Here is a 16,006-nt window from a genome sequence, read left to right as displayed (position 1 = left end):
GCGTCAGTAGACGTCAGAAGCGGCGCGTGATCAGCGCCCGCTTCACCTCCTGGATCGCCTTCGTGACCTCGATGCCGCGCGGGCAGGCGTCCGTGCAGTTGAAGGTGGTCCGGCAGCGCCAGACACCGTCGCGGTCGTTCAGGATCTCCAGTCGCTGCTCCGCCGCGTCGTCGCGCGAGTCGAAGATGAAGCGGTGGGCGTTGACGATGGCGGCCGGGCCGAAGTACTGGCCGTCGTTCCAGAAGACCGGGCACGAGGATGTGCAGGCCGCGCAGAGGATGCACTTCGTCGTGTCGTCGAAGCGCTCGCGGTCCTCGGCCGTCTGGAAACGCTCGCGCGTCGGCTCGTTCGTCTCCTTCGTGATGAGGAAGGGCATCACGTCGCGGTACGCCTGGAAGAACGGGTCCATGTCCACGACCAGGTCCTTCAGGACCGTGAGGCCCTTTATGGCCTCCACCGTGATCGGCTTCTCGGGGTTGAGGTCCTTGATCAGCGTCTTGCAGGCGAGGCGGTTCTTGCCGTTGATCCGCATGGCGTCCGAGCCGCAGATGCCGTGCGCGCAGGAGCGGCGGAAGGTCAGTGTGCCGTCCAGCTCCCACTTGATCTTGTGCAGGGCGTCGAGGACGCGTTCCTTCGGGTCGATCTCCACCTGGAAGTCTTCCCAGGTCGCCTCGGCCGAGACCTCGGAGTTGAAGCGCCGGATGCGGAAGGTCGCCGTGATGTACGGGGAGTCGGCGAAGCCGGGCTCGGGCGTGCCGGCCGCGTCCGCCTTGTCCAGGGTCGGGGTTGCCATCAGTACTTACGCTCCATCGGCTGGTAGCGGGTCTGGACGACCGGCTTGTAGTCGAGACGGATGGACTCGGTGCCGTCGTCGCCCACCTCGCGGTACGCCATGGTGTGGCGCATGAAGTTGACGTCGTCGCGGTTCGGGTAGTCCTCGCGGTAGTGACCGCCGCGGGACTCCTTGCGGGCCAGGGCGGACACCGCCATGACCTCGGCGAGGTCCAGGAGGTTGCCGAGTTCGACGGCCTCCAGCAGATCGGTGTTGAACCGCTTGCCCTTGTCCTGGATCGAGACGTTCAGGTAGCGCTCGCGGAGCTCCGCGATCTTCTCCACCGCCGTCTTGATCGTCTGCTCCGTGCGGAACACCATGACGTTCGCGTCCATGGTCTCCTGCAGCTCGCGGCGCAGGACCGATACCCGCTCGGTGCCGGTGGCGTCGCGCAGGCGCTCCACCTGCGAGATCACCAGCTCCGCGGGGTTCTCGGGCAGCTCGACGAAGTCGGCCTTCTGCGAGTACTCGGCGGCGGCGATGCCGGCCCGCTTGCCGAAGACGTTGATGTCCAGCAGCGAGTTGGTGCCGAGGCGGTTCGCGCCGTGGACGGACACGCAGGCGACCTCGCCGGCCGCGTACAGGCCCGGGACGACCGTCGTGTTGTCCGCCAGGACCTCACCCTCGACGTTCGTCGGGATGCCGCCCATCGCGTAGTGCGCGGTGGGCTGGATCGGGATCGGGTCCGTGTACGGCTCGATGCCCAGGTAGGTGCGCGCGAACTCGGTGATGTCCGGGAGCTTGGCGTCGAGCTGCTCCGGCGGGAGGTGGGTGAGGTCGAGGTAGACGTGGTCGCCCTCGGGGCCGCAGCCGCGGCCTTCCCGGATCTCCGTGTAGATGGAGCGGGACACGACGTCTCGCGACGCCAGGTCCTTCATCACCGGCGCGTACTTCTCCATGAAGCGCTCGCCGTCCTTGTTGCGGAGGATGCCGCCCTCACCGCGGGCGCCCTCCGTCAGCAGGATGCCCATGCGCCAGATGCCGGTCGGGTGGAACTGGAAGAACTCCATGTCCTCCAGGGGGAGGCCGCGACGGTAGACCGCCGCCTGACCGTCACCCGTCAGCGTGTGCGCGTTCGACGTCACCTTGAAGAACTTGCCGCAGCCGCCGGACGCGTAGATCACGGCCTTCGCCTGGAAGACGTGGATCTCGCCGGTCGCCAGCTCGTAGGCGACGACGCCGGCCGAGCGCTTGACGCCGTCGACCTCGGTGATCAGCTGGTCCAGGACGTAGAACTCGTTGAAGAACTCCACGCCCTCCTTGACGCAGTTCTGGTACAGCGTCTGGAGGATCATGTGACCGGTGCGGTCGGCCGCGTAGCAGGAGCGGCGGACCGGGGCCTCGCCGTGGTTACGCGAGTGACCGCCGAAGCGGCGCTGGTCGATGGTGCCGTCCGGGGTGCGGTTGAACGGCAGGCCCATCTTCTCCAGGTCGAGGACGGAGTCGATGGCCTCCTTCGCCAGGATCTCGGCGGCGTCCTGGTCGACCAGGTAGTCACCGCCCTTGACCGTGTCGAAGGTGTGCCACTCCCAGTTGTCCTCCTCCACGTTGGCCAGCGCGGCGGCCATGCCGCCCTGCGCGGCGCCCGTGTGGGAGCGGGTGGGGTAGAGCTTGGTCAGCACGGCGGTGCGGCTGCGCTTCGTCGACTCGATGGCGGCGCGCATACCGGCGCCGCCGGCGCCGACGATGACGGTGTCGTACTTGTGGATCTTCATGGGTGGATTACCTCAGCCCCGTGCCTAGCGGATGTTCGGGTCGAAGGTGAAGATCACCAGCGTGCCCAGCAGGATGGTGAACACCGTGGCGGTGTAGAGCAGGCCCTTCAGCCACAGGCGGGTGCCCGCGCGCTCCGCGTAGTCGTTGATGACCGTGCGCAGACCGTTGGCGCCGTGCAGCATCGCGAGCCACAGCATCAGCAGGTCCCAGACCTGCCAGAACGGGGACGCCCAGCGACCCGCCACGAAGGCGAAGCCGATCTTGGAGACGCCGCCGTCGAGCACCAGCTGGATCAGCAGGTGGCCGATGACCAGGACGACCAGGACGATGCCCGACAGGCGCATGAACAGCCACGCGACCATCTCGAAGTTGCCCCGCGTGGTCTTCGGGGTCTTCCTGGTGCGCTGGCGCGGGGCCTCGATGAGGGGGGCCGGGTTGTCGACGCTGTAGAGGGACTCGCCCTCGACGGGGCCGATACCGGACGCGGTCTTCTCGGTGGTGGACATGCGCGTCAGCTCCCGAACAGTTCGCGGTAGGCGTGGCCGAGGACGGGGTAGATCGCCCCGATCATCAGCACCAGCCACAGGCCCACGACACTCCAGAGCATCTGCTTCTGGTAGCGCGGGCCCTTCGACCAGAAGTCGACGGCGATGACGCGCAGGCCGTTGAGCGCGTGGAAGAGGATGGCGGCGACGAGGCCGTACTCCAGCAGCGCCACGACCGGCGTCTTGTAGGTGGCTACGACCTTGTCGTAGTCCTCGGGGGAGACACGCACGAGCGCGGTGTCCAGCACGTGAACGAACAGGAAGAAGAAGATGAGGACGCCGGTGACTCGGTGAGCCACCCATGACCACATACCTTCCCGGCCGCGGTACAGCGTTCCAGCCGGCACGGAAGAGCCCTCCGAAAGCGGGGATTGGGGCCGCGCCGGCTTCTGTGTCGGACGGGCCCGGCCGGGTACGGTCCACCGGCCCCCAGCATCGTAGCGATGTGCTGCCGCTGCGCTGAGCCGGGGCCTGCCGGTGTGATCAAAGTGGCACGCGTATGGGTGACAGGCGGCGGGTTCTGGGGTGAGGTGTCCTGTTATGTGCCGTGTGCGGGTGCGTTGCGGCTGGTCGCGCGGTTCTCCGCGCCCCTGAGGAGCCTCGCCAGGCGCCCCCTCGCGAGGCGTCGTAGCTCTTCCGCTGCCACTCCCCGCTCTTCCTCCGGATCGTTTGTCAATCGTGACCGGATGCCCGCCAGTACGTGGTCGGAGGCCTCCTCGGGGGGCAGACCGTCCAGGCAGATGGCGAACTGATGTCCGAACCGGGCCTCGTACGCCGCGTGCGCCGCGCCGAGTGCCATGTGCGCGGCCCCGTACGCGTCCTCCGGCAGCACCGGCAGTGTCTCGCCCGACAGTGCCTCCGCCAGGTCCCCGGGGGTCAGGTCGTACGCCGCCTCGTCCGACGCGGCGAGGAGGGACTCCAGGTTCGGGTAGGGCCGGTGGGTGACGACACGGGTGGCCCAGCGGAGGCTGCGGAGGCAGGCGAGGAGGGTGGACCGGATCTCGTCGGCGGGAGCGGTGTTGAAGTGCTCCAGCGGGGCAGGCGAGCCGGGCGTGTCCCGGGCCTGCTCGGGCAGCGAGGGTATGGCCACTCGGCCAGGAAGATGTGTGGGCGTCACGTGGGTTTCGGCAGAAGGTGAGGTGAGAGATGTGGCGCCAGGCTATCGAGAGCGGACAACACGTGTCCGACGGATGCCCGAATTTCATCCGAACGGGAGAGTTTAGGAACCTCTCGTGACGCGCCCCTGTTCTCACAGGGCCTAGCGTGGTGGGTGTGAGTCAGCACAGGCGAAGTCAGCACAGGCGCCGGACAGCGGCGAAGGGCGCGCTGAAGCAGACGTGGGTGCTGATCGTCGCGGTGGTGGTCGTGACGGTCGCGGCCGGGGTGAGCCTCGGACTGCTTGCCGCCGGCGGCGACGGCAGCGAACCCGCGGGGGCCGCGCAGGGGCAGCCGTCCCAGGGCGCTTCCGCGGGCGAGGCGCAGACCCCCAGTCCGACGCCGACCCGCTCCTACCCGCTGTCGCAGGCGCCCCGGACCATCCCCGCCGTCCGCACCCACACCCCCGCCCGCGGTCCCGGCTGGAAGCCGGTCAAGGGCGAGCGCGTCGTGGTCAGCGACGGTGACCTGGCCGACGAGGGGCGGCTGCTCGCCGGTGAGCTGGGGCTGACGTACGCGGGCGAGAAGGACGACGTGCGCGCCGGGGACGTACGGCTGGCGCTCAACGACGACGAAGGCGCGGATCCGGAGTCGTACGCCATGACCGTGCGCGGTGGGCGGGTGACCATCAGCGGGTCCGCGGACGCCGGGGTCTTCTACGGCACGCGCACGCTCAAGCAGGAGGTCCACGCCGGCGGTACGGCGCCGGAGGGCGTCGTGCGGGACGAGCCGGCCAAGCCGGTGCGCGGGTTCATGCTGGACATCGCGCGCAAGCACTTCACGGCCGACTGGATCGAGGACCGGGTCCGGGAGCTCGGCGACCTGAAGTTCAACCAGCTGGGACTGCACTTCTCCGACGACCAGGGGTTCCGGATCGAGTCCGACTCCCACCCGGAGGTCGTGTCCGAGGAGCACCTGACCAAGGCGCAGGTGAAGCGGATCGTCGACCTCGCGGCCGCTCGGCACATCACCGTGGTGCCCGAGATCGACTCGCCGGGGCATCTGGGCGCCGTGATCGCCGCGCACCCGGACCTGCAGCTGCGCAACGTGCGGGGCGTGGCGACGCGCGGGGCGGTCGACATCTCCGATCCGGACGCCGCCGAGATCGTCGACGACCTGCTGAACGAGTACGCCGGCCTCTTCCCGGGCGGCCAGTGGCACCTCGGCGGTGACGAGTACCAGGCGCTGGTGGTGTCCGACCCGGAGGCGTCCTACCCGCAGCTGGCCACCGCCGCCCGGGAGGCCTACGGCTCCGGCGCGACCGTCGAGGACCTCACCACCGGCTGGCTCAACGACCGCGCCGACACGGTCCGCGCCCACGACAAGGTCCCCCGCGCCTGGAACGACGGCTTCTTCGCCGGTACGACCGTCCAGGCCGACAAGGACATCCAGGTCGCCTACTGGACGGGCAAGGAGATCGGGGCGCGGCTGCCGATCGCGTATCTGCGCGAGGGCCGCAAGATCATCAACTACAACGACGAGTTCCTTTACTACGTCCTCGGGCAGCCGCTGACCTTCGTCTACCCGACCGGGCAGCGCATCTACGAGCAGTGGACGCCGCTTGTCGTGCGCGGCACCCAGCCGGTGCCCGCGAAGTACGACGCCCAGATCCTCGGCGGGTCCTTCGCGGTCTGGTGCGACCTGGCGAACTCACAGACCGAGGCGCAGGTCGCGGCCGGGATCCGGATGCCGCTCAGGGCGACGGTCCAGAAGCTGTGGGACCCGGGGAAGCCGGAGCTGTCGTGGTCGCAGTTCAAGGGGCTCGCCGACCGGCTGGGCTGAGTCCGGCCCCCGACCCGGGGCGGATTGTGCCGACCGGCTGCGAACGACCGTACGAATGTGGTGTATTCGGGCGGAGCCGTAGGAGAGCAGCCGGGGGGAACCGGAAATGGGTTACTGGGGGTACTTCGTCGTCGGCCGCGGACAGCGGCCGCTCGCGGAGCTGGAGGCGCTGGCCGACGTCAAGGGCATGTCGCAGCGGGCGTCGGCACCGGGTGGGTGGCAGGTGTGGGAGTACGCGAGCGGCGACGGTGACGTCGGGAGCATGAACGGCCTCGCCGTGGAGACGGGCGCGCCCGCGCTCTTCGGGTACGTCATGGACAGCGCGACCGTGGTCGTGGAGGCGGCGGGGCCGGAGAGCGGGGCGTGGACGACGTGTCTGGCCCGGGAGGCGATGACCACGTATCTCGGGGCCGACCGGGAGGGACTGACCCTGGAGGACTACTTCCTGGAGCCCGGGGACGCCGCCGAGCGGGCCGTCGCGTGGGCGGCGGAGGCGGGGCACGAGATCGCCGCCGAGCCGGTGATCGACGTGCTGACCGCGGACCCCGACCCCGAAGCGGACGTGTTGGCCGAAAACCTGTTCTTCCGGCTGCTCGACCGGCTCGGTGTGGTGCCCCTGTGACACTCCCGGGTCGTCGCGCGCAGTAAGGGGAAGTGCGGGCTCCGTAAGGGAGGACGCCTGGCGAGGGAGCGTGGAATGAGCCTGGTGGAACTGATCGCTCAGGCCGACGAGCGCGGACTGGCCGCCAGCGGGTTGGCTTGTTTGGATCGGTGTCTTCCCCTGCTGGGCGGTGACGACGAGGTGCTGCGACCGCTGTGGGCCGGCCTCGCGGACGGCGGTGACGTCGACGACTGGGCCGCCCGCATCGCAGAGGTGCGCGGCAAGCTCGGCGACGGCGGTCCCGACGATCCTGCCGTCGCCGGTCCTGCCGACCCCGGCGGTTCCGCCGGGTCCCCGGGCGACGAGGCCACGCTGCTGGCCAGACGGATGCTCGCCGCCGCACCGGCCGAGCGGTCCGCCGCCGAGGTGCGGGTGTGGGCCGACGCCTGCTCCGTCGCCTCCCTGCAGATCCACCGCCTCCTCGACCCCCTGGCCGGCCCGGCATCCTCGGTCGACGCCCGCCGCGAGGGCCGTACGGAGGGCATGTCCCCCCTCGTCGCCGCCGAACTGCGCCGCCAGATCATCGTCCTGGAACTGCTCGCCGAGCACGGCGCGGGAGGCGTACGCAGGGCGCTGGAGGTGTCCACGGAGGGGCGCCGTGTGCTGCGCGCGGTGGTGGCGAGGCGGTCCCGGCGGCGGGCCTGAGGACCGCTCGACCGTTCAGGCGGGCTGAGCGTCGCCGCTCACCGCACCAGCCACTTCACCACCGCGTCCCCGTACAGGGCCGTCTGCGCGTAGAACGCGGTCAGGTCGCGGTGCGTGGACTCGAACATGCCGCGCGCCCCCGGTTCCGCGCCCGAACCGCCGTACCTCGGCAGCAGTTCCTCGCGGGCGTCCCGCCACAGCGCCTCGAAGTCGGCCGACGTGAGGTAGTCGGCGACCTTGGCGGTCTGGGCGGCCGTCAGCACCAGGAAAGGCGGATCGTCCGGTGCGGTGGCGGACACCGGGCCGCCGCCGAGGACGACGTGGGTCCGCGGGCCGTCCTCGGCGTGGTGCGGGGGAGCACCGGCGTAGAGGAGTTCGTGACCGAGGTACCCCTTGTCGAGCACCTCCTCACGGCACCGGCCGATCCGTTCCCGCACGGTGTCCCAGTCGTCCTCGAACAGCCGTCGCAGCCAGGTCGCGCTGTTGCGCAGGGCCGAAGGCGGCACCGCGCGGAGATGGAAGTACAGGCTCATCACAGAGAGGAGCGCACGGAAGCGGTGCAGTGTCACACCCGCGCAAACCTCGTTCCTGGGGGAGTCCTGTGACCGTGTGAGGTGGCGGTGGGGCGGTCCTGCACCGGTTGCGGAAACGTCCCGGATCCGGGTGACGAAACGCCGCCCGGACACGCTTTCCCGGGTGTGACGACTGTGACGACGCATCAGGAGACCAGGCCTTCGGCCGCGGCGAAGCCCGTGCGGTGGGCGGCGGACGTGGTGGCGACCCTGCGGGAGGGGGCGCGACTGCGGCTCGACTACTCGGCGCAGAGTCTGTGGAGCGTCGACCGGATGATCGACGAGATACGACGGGACGGGGCGCCGTACGCCGCCGTGGACGCGGTGCTGCGCGGGCTCGGGGCGTACGCCGGTGAGGTGATCGCCCGGCAGACCGGCGCCGAGTGGTGGGCGTCGGGCGGCGACCACTGGATCCGTACCCCCGACGGCCGGCTGTGGGACCCGATGGACGAGGCCCGGCGGTGTTTCGCGGGGGACGGGTCGCTGCGGCTGCTGTGCCGGGACGCGACGACGGCCGATTCCCGGCAGGAGCAGTAGCGCGAACTCCCCCGAGGCGAAGGGGCTCGGCGGCTGAGGCGCCGCGGGACCCCGAAGTAGTCCTCCGGGTCCGCCGGGCACCGCATGCGGTGCCCGGCGGACCTCGTTGATGCGGCGTTGGTCCGTCAGTGCTGCCGGGGACGGATCCGCAGCGCGCCTACGGCGTCAGCGTCTGCCCCAGCCGTCCGTCCGTCGGGGTGCCCAGCGTGGTCTTGCTGCAGATGACGGAGTCGGCGTAGCCGAGGCCCGTGCTGTTGCTCGGCAGGTACAGGAGGATGCCGTCGGTGCCGTCCTCGCCGTCGGCGCCGAACGTCAGGTCCGCGCGGCCGTGGCCGGACAGGTCCGCGAGGGTCACGGACGAGCCGAGGCGGTCGCCGGTCTCCGTGGCGCCCGGGACGACGGACGTGTCCTGGGAGACGCCGGTCGAGCCGGAGCCGGTGAGGCCGGAGGCGCTGCCCTCGACGAGGATCGCGTTGCCCGCGTCGGCGCGGTTGACGCCGTCACGGGTGAGGTCCTCGCCGGGGGCGCCGGCGAGGGCGTCCGCGTAACCGTCGGCGTTGTGGTCGCCGACCGAGACCGAGGTGCCGAAGGCGTCGCCGGATTCGTTGCCGCCGGGGACGCCCGTCGTGTCCTGGTGGACCGTCGTCATCCCGGTCGTCGTGAAGCCCGTCGACGTGCCCGGCACCATCGTGATCTGGCCGCCCGAGATGCCGCCCGACTCGGAGGCGACCGGCTGGCCGATGACGATGTCGTCGTAGCCGTTGCCGTTGACGTCTCCCGCGGCGATGGAGCGGCCGCCCTTGACGGAGATCACCCCGGCCTTGGTCAGGCCGGTCGCCGAGCCCGCGAAGCGGACCACGCGGCCGATGCCGCCGGTGTCGCGGTAGTTGAGGGCGACGTCCGCGTAGCCGTCCCGGTTGAAGTCGCCGGTGGCGGCGTCCAGGTAGGCGACCGAGCCGGTGGCGGAGGTGAGCGCGCCGTACTGGTACTTGCCGCTGCCCAGCCGGACGTTCCAGTTGCCGCCCTTGCCGGTGCCGGCCGCGAAGACGTCGGCCCTGCCGTCGGCGTTGAAGTCGCCGACGGTGACCGTGGAGCCGAGTCGGGCGCCGGCCGCCGTGATCCCCGAGGTGCTGTACGAGAAGCCGGTGTCGAGGGCCGGGCCGTACATGACGGCGACCTGGCCGCGGTCGGTGCCGAGGGTGTCGTCCTCGCCGGGGGAGCCGACGGCGAGGTCGGCGTAGCCGTCACCGTTGACGTCGCCCCAGGCGGTGGAGGTGCCGAAGGCGTCACCCGTCTCGGTGGCGCCGGGGACACCGGGGCTGTTCTGGGTGAGCGTGATCCTCGCGGCGGGGACCGGCCCGTCGACGCCGCCGGGGATCACCTTCACCGCGTTCGCCTTCGGGACACCCGCGGCCAGGTCGGTGACGCCGTCCCGGTTGACGTCGGAGGTGGCCAGGGCGTGCGAGACGCCCGGCGTCTTCGCGAGCGCGGCGATCAGGGAGAGCTTCGGGTAGAGGTTGGCGCCCGGGCAGGCCGTGGCGTTGGTGTCCCGGTGGCCGAAGACGCGCGGCAGCGTGACCTGCCCGCCCAGCGGGATCCTGTTGCCGCTGTAGCCCTGTTCCGCGCCGGAGGTCAGTGTCACCTTGCCGGTCGGGTCGATGCCGTACATCCCGAACTTCCAGGCCACGACCCGGGCGATCGCGTCGAGGGCGGCCTTGCTCGGCTTCGCCGACTCGAAGTTGCCGATGTAGGAGATGCCGAGCGTGTTGGTGTTGAAGCCGGCGTCGTGCGCGCCGATCACCGGCAGGTCCATGCCGCCGCTGCGGCCCTCGAAGATCTGACCGCACCTGTCGACGACGAAGTTGTAGCCGATGTCGAAGTAGCCGCGGGCGAAGTGGTCCTGCTGGATGGACCGCAGCCGGGCGGCGGACTCGGCGCAGGACAGGGTGTTGTCGCTGTCCACGCCGGTGTGGTGGATGACGGCGGCCTTGATCTCGGTGCCGTAGCCCGGCGTGCCGTCGTAGTCCGTCGAGGCGCCCCACTGGGCCTGGGTGATGACCGGCGGCTTGACGACGGTCGAGGGGCGGGGGGCCGGGACGGTGGAGGTGGGGGTCGGGGAGGCCGTCACCGACGGGGAGGCCGAAGTCGGGGTCGACGCCGAGGCCGCCGGGGACGCGGAGTCGGTGGGCGTAACGGTCGCCGTAGCCGTAGGTGAATCCGTCAGTGTCGGCGTCGGTGTCGTGGTCTCCGCCGCGAAAGCGGCCGGCTCCAGTTCGGAGCCCGCGGTCTGCTTCGGATCGGTCCCCGGATCCAGCAGTCTGACGTCCATGCCGGCCGGCTGCCCGCCCGCCTCCGTGCCGTCCGCGTTCACGACGCGCACCTCGATGCCGTCGGCGTCACCGGTCCACATCGATTCCGTGCCGCCGCGCAGGGCCACCCGCTCGCCCTCCGCGCCGTCCGCCTGGCTCGGCTCGACCGTCAGCTTCTGCCAGCCGGACCACGTGCCGGTGGTCAGGTCCCGGGTGCGCACCTCGGGCGTGCCCTTGGCGCCGGCGTCAGGGTCGTCCCAGGTCACCAGGACCGCGCTGAACCGTTCCGTCCCCCGCTTGGCCAGGCCCTTGCGGCCCCCGCCCTCGTTCCTGAGCTTCAGGGTGTGGACGGCCGGTGCACGGCCCTGGCCCTTGGCGTCGGACCGCGCGGGCTGGTCGGCCATCGCGTACGTGACGACGCCCGCACCGCTCAGCAGGACGGCTCCGACCGTCAGCCAGGCTCTTCGGCGAAGACTCAGCGGTCTGTACGCATGGGTCTTGCGAGGACTCAACTACCCCACCCCTACACAAAAATGGACACGAAAAAGGCACCTGTCACACAGGTCGCACTCACTCAGCGCACAGATCCCGCCTGACGTCACCGAACAGGCGAGACGGAAGTGGTCTGTGATGTTTGTGAGGCGATATCCGCTGGGTCAATCGGGGGGAGTGGCCGGAGGCGGGAGCTCCCGAAACCGACCGAAGGGGGCCGACATGGACAAGAGAACGGACAAGACGGACGAACCTGGGCCGTGCGCGCGGGAGATGCGGCCGTGCGCGACGGCCTTCGTCGCCCGCGTCACCGCACGCAACCGGCTGCCGCTGGACTACTCCGTGGCCAGCCTGCGCGTCGTCGACTTCCTGATCGACGGGCTGCGCAAGGGCGGCGCCGACCGGGAGCGGGCGCGCGGGACGCTGCTCGGGCTCGGGGCGTACGTCGGTGAGGTGCTGGTGCGTCGCGCGGGGGCGGTGTGGGTGGACCTGGACGCCGACCAGCGCGGGTACTTCGCCCAGCCGGTCGGCGTACGCATGCCGGACGGGCGGGTCTGGAACCCGCTCGGCAAGGTCCACAACCGTTTCGACACCGGCGGTCCCGAGGAGTCGCTGCGGACCTTCTACCTCACGCTGCACGGCCGGCCACGGCGGGTCGTGGCGTGAGATGCCCGCACCACCGGGGCCGCTGAGGGCCGTGGGGCGCGGGGGCGGCTGTGACACTTCGGTGAGGCCCGGCGCTGATCACCGTGGGGGGCAAGTGCAAGGGCGGCCGGATCGGCTCCATACGGATCCGCCGCCGACCGGGTACGGACGAGGACGGTTCTTGGGCCAAGGAGGGGAACCCCGCCGGGTGCAGTCGTACGACGGGGAACTGGGCGCGGCCGTCGCGCGAGCCCAGCAGGGTGACGAGGCCGCCTTCGCGGTCGCCTACCGGCTGGTGCAGCCCGGCCTGCTCGGGTATGTGCGCGGTCTCGTCGGCGACGACGCCGAGGACGTGGCGTCCGACGCCTGGCTGGAGATCTCCCGGGACCTCGGCCGGTTCAAGGGCGACGGGGCCGGGTTCCGCGGCTGGAGCGCGACCATCGCCCGGCACCGGGCGCTGGACCATCTGCGCCGCCAGAAGGTACGGCCCCGGTCGTCGGCTCTGGAACAGGACGTACTGGATCTGCCCGGTCCGCACAGCACCCACGACCAGGCGCTGGAGTCCATCTCCACGGAGTACGCCCTGGAACTGGTCCGAGGGCTGCCGCGCGACCAGGCCGAGGCCGTACTGCTGCGGGTCGTCGTCGGCCTCGACGGCCCCGCGGCCGCCCGCGTCCTCGGCAAGCGCCCGGGCGCGGTGCGCACCGCCGCCTACCGGGGGCTGAAGCGGCTGGCCCGCCGGCTGGGCGGCGAGAGCGCGGGCGAAGGTGTGACGGATGACGGGCCCCGGACGCTGGGGGAGTCGACATGAGGGGCGACGGTGACGACAAGGCGCCGGACGGCCCGAACCGGTGGGACGGTCCGGGCGGACCGGACGGGAACGGAAACGGTATGGGTGAGCGGCAGAACGGCAGCGGGGTCCCCGACCGCCGACGCGTACGCCCTGGCGATCGGGTTCCGGACGGCCCCACGGCCGACACCGCCGCGCTGGAGACCCTGCTCGCCGCCGCCATGCGCGCGGGGGCGGTCGACGCCGACGCCGAGCAGCGGGCCGTGCTCGCCTTCCGGGCGGCCCGGGACGCGGGTGTGCACCGGGCGCGCACCCGGCGCCGGGACGACTGGCGGCCCCGGGAGCAGCGGAGTGCGGCGCGTTCGCTGAGGACCACGCTGTCCGTGTTCCTCGCCAGCCTCGCGCTGGGCGGTGTCGCGGTCGCCGCGATCGGCACGGCCGGCTCCTCCTCGGGCGGCTCCGATGACGACCGCGGTCGTGCCCCCGCCTCCGCGAGCACCGGGGCCCGGCCGGGCGGTCCGTCCGCCGCACCGGGTTCCGGGCCCACGGACCGCCCGGACACCGCCGAGGACACCGAGGCCCACTGCCGTGCGTACGAGCGCGTCGCGGGCCGCGCGGCGCTCGACTCGACGGCCTGGCAGCGGCTGGTCGCGGCCGCGGGCGGGGAGGCGAACGTGCGTGCCTACTGCGCCGAGCAGCTGGCGCGGGCGAAGGACGAGAGCAAGCCGGGCAAGACGGTCGGGCCGAGCAGGACCGCGAAACCCGACGAGCGCGGCAGGCCGGGCGAAGATCCCGGCAGAGGTCAGGAAAAGGCCGACGAGGCCCAGGGGAAGAAGAACTAGGCCTGTCCGGCGGATCAGGTCGCGGGACATCCGCGGCGCCTCATCGACGCAGATCGGCGTGCCAGGCCCCGCGTCTGCGGCATGATCCGCCGGACAGGCCTGGCCGCCGCGGCAACGGCCGGGGCCGCCACCCCCCACAGGAGAGGCCCCGGCCGTCGCGCGGCACGGGCCGCGCGGCGGCCCGTATTTCCTACAGCGCCGGTAGTGCGTTTTCTGTCACACCCCGCCGGGTCCCTCACGGCATCGCAGGGTGGTTGCATTCTGTACGGACATGGACGAGCAGCGGTTTCAGGTCGTAACGTGCCTTTCGCGCCGGGCGCGGAGTTGCATGATCATCGCAACCATCGGCGGTTCGAAGCCGCGACCATCGACTGAGGAACACTGTGCTGGGGGACGACGCGGAGCTGACGGCCGCCGTGCTTGCCGCACAGGACGGGAACGAGACCGCGTTCCGGACTGTGTACCGCACGGTGCACCCGCGCCTGCTCGGGTACGTGCGGACGCTCGTCGGCGATCCCGACGCCGAGGACGTGGCGTCCGAGGCGTGGCTGCAGATAGCCCGTGACCTGGAGCGGTTCAGCGGCGACGCGGACCGGTTCCGCGGCTGGGCCGCCCGGATAGCGAGAAACCGCGCACTGGACCACATCCGCATGCGAGGCCGCCGCCCCGCCGTCGGCGGCGACGAGACCGAGCTGACCGGCAGGCCCGCCGAATCCGACACCGCGGGCGAGGCCATGGAGGCCCTGGCCACCGACAGCACCCTCTCCCTCATCGCCCGGCTCCCGCAGGACCAGGCCGAGGCGGTCGTCCTGCGGGTGGTCGTGGGCCTGGACGCCAAGACCGCCGCCGAGACGCTCGGCAAGCGGCCGGGAGCCGTACGGACGGCCGCGCACCGCGGTCTGAAACGGCTCGCCGAACTCCTCGACGGCGATCCGGAATCCTCGGGCGCGCTCGACGCCCTGCCGCCCCAGCGAGAACCGCGCGGACGCGCGGTGACGTCCGCGAGTGTGACGGATACGCGTACGCGGACGCAGAAGGACATGTGATGGCCGACGAGCGCTGTGTCTTCCCGGAGGACGCGGATTCCTCCAGCGGCTCCGCCGAGGCCCGGACCCCAGACCGGTGGCTGGACCACGAAACGGCGGAGCGTCTGTTGCGCGGCGAGTCCCTCGACACCGTCGACGTGACCGACCGCGACCAGGCTGAACGGCTCGCCAAGACCCTCGGCGCGCTCAGTGTGGACTCGCCTGCCGATACCGAACTCCCTGGTGAGGCCGCCGCGTTGGCGGCTTTCCGGGAGGCGCGCTTGGACCGCGTGGACGACCGGGTCGGTGAGCGGGCCGGTGAAACGGCCACGGGCGGGGCCGAGGGGCGGGCCTCACGGGGCCGGCGCTCCCGCGGCCGTGGCCCCGACGCCGGGCTCGTCCGCATCGGCGGGCCGGGACCGGACGCGCCGCCCCGCCGCCGAGCCCGCCCGGTGCGCTTCGGGCTGGCCGCCGCGCTGGCCGTCGGCATGGTCGGCGGGGTCGCCGTCGCGGCCGGAACCGGAACGCTGCCGTTCGGCGAGTCGGAACCGGAACCCGCCGCCTCCGTCTCGGCCGCGGTGACACCGGACCACCCGAGGCCGACGCCCTCGCCGAACGCGCGCGGGAGCGAGCCCACCCCGGACGGCGCCACCGGCGACACCGGGCAGGGCTCCCCGCGCGACACCGCGCGCGGCGGCTCGGCCACGCCGGACGACGGAACCGGCGCCGACGGCCGGAAGGACGGCTCCGGCGACTCGTGGAGCGGGGCCGCCTCGGCGTGCCGTGCCGTGCGCGACGGCAAGGAGCTCAGCGCCGACCGCAGGCGCACCCTGGAGGGCGCGGCCGGCGGCTCCGCGCGGGTGTGGAAGTACTGCAAGGGCGTGCTGACCGCCGGCACCTCCGACGAGGACGCCGGCAACGGCGGCAAGGGCGCCACGGGCGACCAGCACGGCGAGAACGGCGGGAACGGCCAGGAAGACAACGAAGTCAGGGACGACCGGGGCGGCAAGGGCGAGGGCGACACCGGCAGCCGGGACGGTTCCGGCGACGCCTCCGGCGGCAACCACCACGACGCGAACGGCGGCTTCGGCACGCCGTCGGCATCCGCGTCCCCCGCGCCCCTCGCAGCGCAGCGGGCGACGGCCTCGTACGGGCCCCCGCCCGGCCCGAGCCCGACGTACACCGCGCTCTGACCGGGACGAACCGACCGGGACGAACCGACCGGGCCCTGCCTGCGGGCCCTGCTGACCTGCGGTTTCGCCGACCGCGCGGACTCCGTCGAAATTCGTCCGCGGTGGGTGTGACGTTTTCGGCCGCCGTAGCGCAGTAATGAGTGTGCCGACTGGTCATCGGCCGTAGCACAGAGCCGGGGTTCCCCCCGTACTCACGGCTCGTGCACCTTGGCGCGGGCGGGACACGTTCCCCCGGTCCCGCCCGCGCCCCGCACGTCTCTCTCTC

General features: G+C 71.8%; 16 protein-coding genes. 9 read left to right on the top strand and 7 right to left on the bottom strand.

Features of this window, described 5'->3' with window-relative positions; genetic code table 11:
• Window positions 1-13: 13 nt before the first annotated feature.
• From KUM49_RS02975 to KUM49_RS02955, 5 genes are all read right to left on the bottom strand, one after another.
• Window positions 14-793, bottom strand: a complete 780-nt coding sequence (locus KUM49_RS02975) for a succinate dehydrogenase iron-sulfur subunit (RefSeq protein ID WP_217235071.1) — start codon at window positions 791-793, stop codon at window positions 14-16.
• Window positions 793-2,547 (bottom strand): succinate dehydrogenase flavoprotein subunit, encoded by a 1,755-nt coding sequence (gene sdhA / locus KUM49_RS02970; RefSeq protein ID WP_217235070.1) that lies wholly within the window; start codon window positions 2,545-2,547, stop codon window positions 793-795. The genes KUM49_RS02975 and sdhA overlap by 1 nt, the downstream gene beginning before the upstream one ends.
• A 24-nt stretch (window positions 2,548-2,571) precedes the next feature.
• On the bottom strand, window positions 2,572-3,054 hold the full coding sequence (locus KUM49_RS02965; RefSeq protein ID WP_217235069.1) for a succinate dehydrogenase hydrophobic membrane anchor subunit: 483 nt from the start codon (window positions 3,052-3,054) through the stop codon (window positions 2,572-2,574).
• 5 nt (window positions 3,055-3,059) lie between these two features.
• Entirely contained in the window at window positions 3,060-3,440 is a 381-nt protein-coding gene (gene sdhC / locus KUM49_RS02960) for a succinate dehydrogenase, cytochrome b556 subunit (protein WP_217235068.1), read from the bottom strand.
• 191 nt (window positions 3,441-3,631) lie between these two features.
• Window positions 3,632-4,210, bottom strand: a complete 579-nt coding sequence (locus tag KUM49_RS02955; RefSeq protein WP_217235067.1) for a 2-oxo-4-hydroxy-4-carboxy-5-ureidoimidazoline decarboxylase — start codon at window positions 4,208-4,210, stop codon at window positions 3,632-3,634.
• A 224-nt stretch (window positions 4,211-4,434) separates the two neighbouring features.
• On the opposite strand from KUM49_RS02955, the gene KUM49_RS02950 reads away from it, so the two are divergent.
• The 3 genes from KUM49_RS02950 (at window position 4,435) to KUM49_RS02940 (ending at window position 7,336) form a co-directional block, all read left to right on the top strand.
• A complete protein-coding gene (locus KUM49_RS02950) occupies window positions 4,435-6,030 on the top strand; it encodes a glycoside hydrolase family 20 protein (RefSeq protein ID WP_217235226.1) in 1,596 nt (531 codons plus the stop codon).
• Window positions 6,031-6,136: 106 nt separating this feature from the next.
• Complete coding sequence (locus KUM49_RS02945) at window positions 6,137-6,652, top strand: hypothetical protein (RefSeq protein ID WP_217235066.1); 516 nt, start codon at window positions 6,137-6,139, stop codon at window positions 6,650-6,652.
• Window positions 6,653-6,727: 75 nt separating this feature from the next.
• Window positions 6,728-7,336 (top strand): hypothetical protein, encoded by a 609-nt coding sequence (locus KUM49_RS02940; RefSeq protein WP_217235065.1) that lies wholly within the window; start codon window positions 6,728-6,730, stop codon window positions 7,334-7,336.
• Between the two features lie 38 nt (window positions 7,337-7,374).
• Here the strand turns inward: KUM49_RS02940 and KUM49_RS02935 are convergent, their stop codons facing one another.
• Window positions 7,375-7,869: a DUF1877 family protein gene (locus tag KUM49_RS02935; RefSeq protein ID WP_217235064.1), complete on the bottom strand. Its 495-nt coding sequence runs from the start codon at window positions 7,867-7,869 to the stop codon at window positions 7,375-7,377.
• Window positions 7,870-8,043: 174 nt separating this feature from the next.
• Between KUM49_RS02935 and KUM49_RS02930 the strand changes: the two genes are divergently transcribed.
• Window positions 8,044-8,445, top strand: coding sequence for a hypothetical protein (locus tag KUM49_RS02930; protein ID WP_217235063.1), 402 nt, complete (start codon window positions 8,044-8,046; stop codon window positions 8,443-8,445).
• Between the two features lie 157 nt (window positions 8,446-8,602).
• Here KUM49_RS02930 and KUM49_RS02925 read toward each other — a convergent pair whose 3' ends face one another.
• On the bottom strand, window positions 8,603-11,266 hold the full coding sequence (locus KUM49_RS02925; protein ID WP_254400659.1) for an N-acetylmuramoyl-L-alanine amidase: 2,664 nt from the start codon (window positions 11,264-11,266) through the stop codon (window positions 8,603-8,605).
• Window positions 11,267-11,468: 202 nt separating this feature from the next.
• Between KUM49_RS02925 and KUM49_RS02920 the strand changes: the two genes are divergently transcribed.
• The 5 genes from KUM49_RS02920 to KUM49_RS02900 all read left to right on the top strand — a co-directional run bounded on the left by KUM49_RS02920 (window position 11,469) and on the right by KUM49_RS02900 (window position 15,741).
• Complete coding sequence (locus KUM49_RS02920) at window positions 11,469-11,912, top strand: hypothetical protein (RefSeq protein WP_308406532.1); 444 nt, start codon at window positions 11,469-11,471, stop codon at window positions 11,910-11,912.
• A 160-nt stretch (window positions 11,913-12,072) separates the two neighbouring features.
• On the top strand, window positions 12,073-12,702 hold the full coding sequence (locus tag KUM49_RS02915) for an RNA polymerase sigma factor (RefSeq protein ID WP_217235062.1): 630 nt from the start codon (window positions 12,073-12,075) through the stop codon (window positions 12,700-12,702).
• A complete protein-coding gene (locus KUM49_RS02910) occupies window positions 12,699-13,523 on the top strand; it encodes a hypothetical protein (RefSeq protein WP_217235061.1) in 825 nt (274 codons plus the stop codon). The genes KUM49_RS02915 and KUM49_RS02910 overlap by 4 nt, the downstream gene beginning before the upstream one ends.
• 383 nt (window positions 13,524-13,906) lie before the next feature.
• Window positions 13,907-14,569 carry an RNA polymerase sigma factor gene (locus KUM49_RS02905; protein WP_217235060.1) on the top strand — a complete coding sequence of 221 codons (663 nt, stop codon included), beginning with the start codon at window positions 13,907-13,909 and terminating at the stop codon, window positions 14,567-14,569.
• Entirely contained in the window at window positions 14,569-15,741 is a 1,173-nt protein-coding gene (locus KUM49_RS02900) for a hypothetical protein (protein ID WP_254400658.1), read from the top strand. Before KUM49_RS02905 ends, KUM49_RS02900 begins: the two co-directional genes overlap by 1 nt.
• The last annotated feature ends 265 nt before the right edge of the window (window positions 15,742-16,006 follow it).

Source organism: Streptomyces sp. AC555_RSS877 (assembly GCF_019049245.1).
Taxonomy (GTDB): Bacteria; Actinomycetota; Actinomycetes; order Streptomycetales; family Streptomycetaceae; genus Streptomyces.
Note: the sequence above shows the minus strand (reverse complement) of the source record. Positions and strands in the feature narration are given on the sequence as shown.

Bases quoted from the DNA above. Each gene is read 5' to 3' on its own strand.
- KUM49_RS02910 (WP_217235061.1), top strand. From the start codon at position 12,699: ATGAGGGGCGACGGTGACGACAAGGCGCCGGACGGCCCGAACCGGTGG.
- KUM49_RS02975 (WP_217235071.1), bottom strand. From the start codon at position 793: ATGGCAACCCCGACCCTGGACAAGGCGGACGCGGCCGGCACGCCCGAG.
- KUM49_RS02935 (WP_217235064.1), bottom strand. From the start codon at position 7,869: ATGAGCCTGTACTTCCATCTCCGCGCGGTGCCGCCTTCGGCCCTGCGC.
- sdhA (WP_217235070.1), bottom strand. From the start codon at position 2,547: ATGAAGATCCACAAGTACGACACCGTCATCGTCGGCGCCGGCGGCGCC.
- KUM49_RS02940 (WP_217235065.1), top strand. From the start codon at position 6,728: ATGAGCCTGGTGGAACTGATCGCTCAGGCCGACGAGCGCGGACTGGCC.
- KUM49_RS02965 (WP_217235069.1), bottom strand. From the start codon at position 3,054: ATGTCCACCACCGAGAAGACCGCGTCCGGTATCGGCCCCGTCGAGGGC.
- KUM49_RS02945 (WP_217235066.1), top strand. From the start codon at position 6,137: ATGGGTTACTGGGGGTACTTCGTCGTCGGCCGCGGACAGCGGCCGCTC.
- KUM49_RS02900 (WP_254400658.1), top strand. From the start codon at position 14,569: ATGGCCGACGAGCGCTGTGTCTTCCCGGAGGACGCGGATTCCTCCAGC.
- KUM49_RS02920 (WP_308406532.1), top strand. From the start codon at position 11,469: ATGGACAAGAGAACGGACAAGACGGACGAACCTGGGCCGTGCGCGCGG.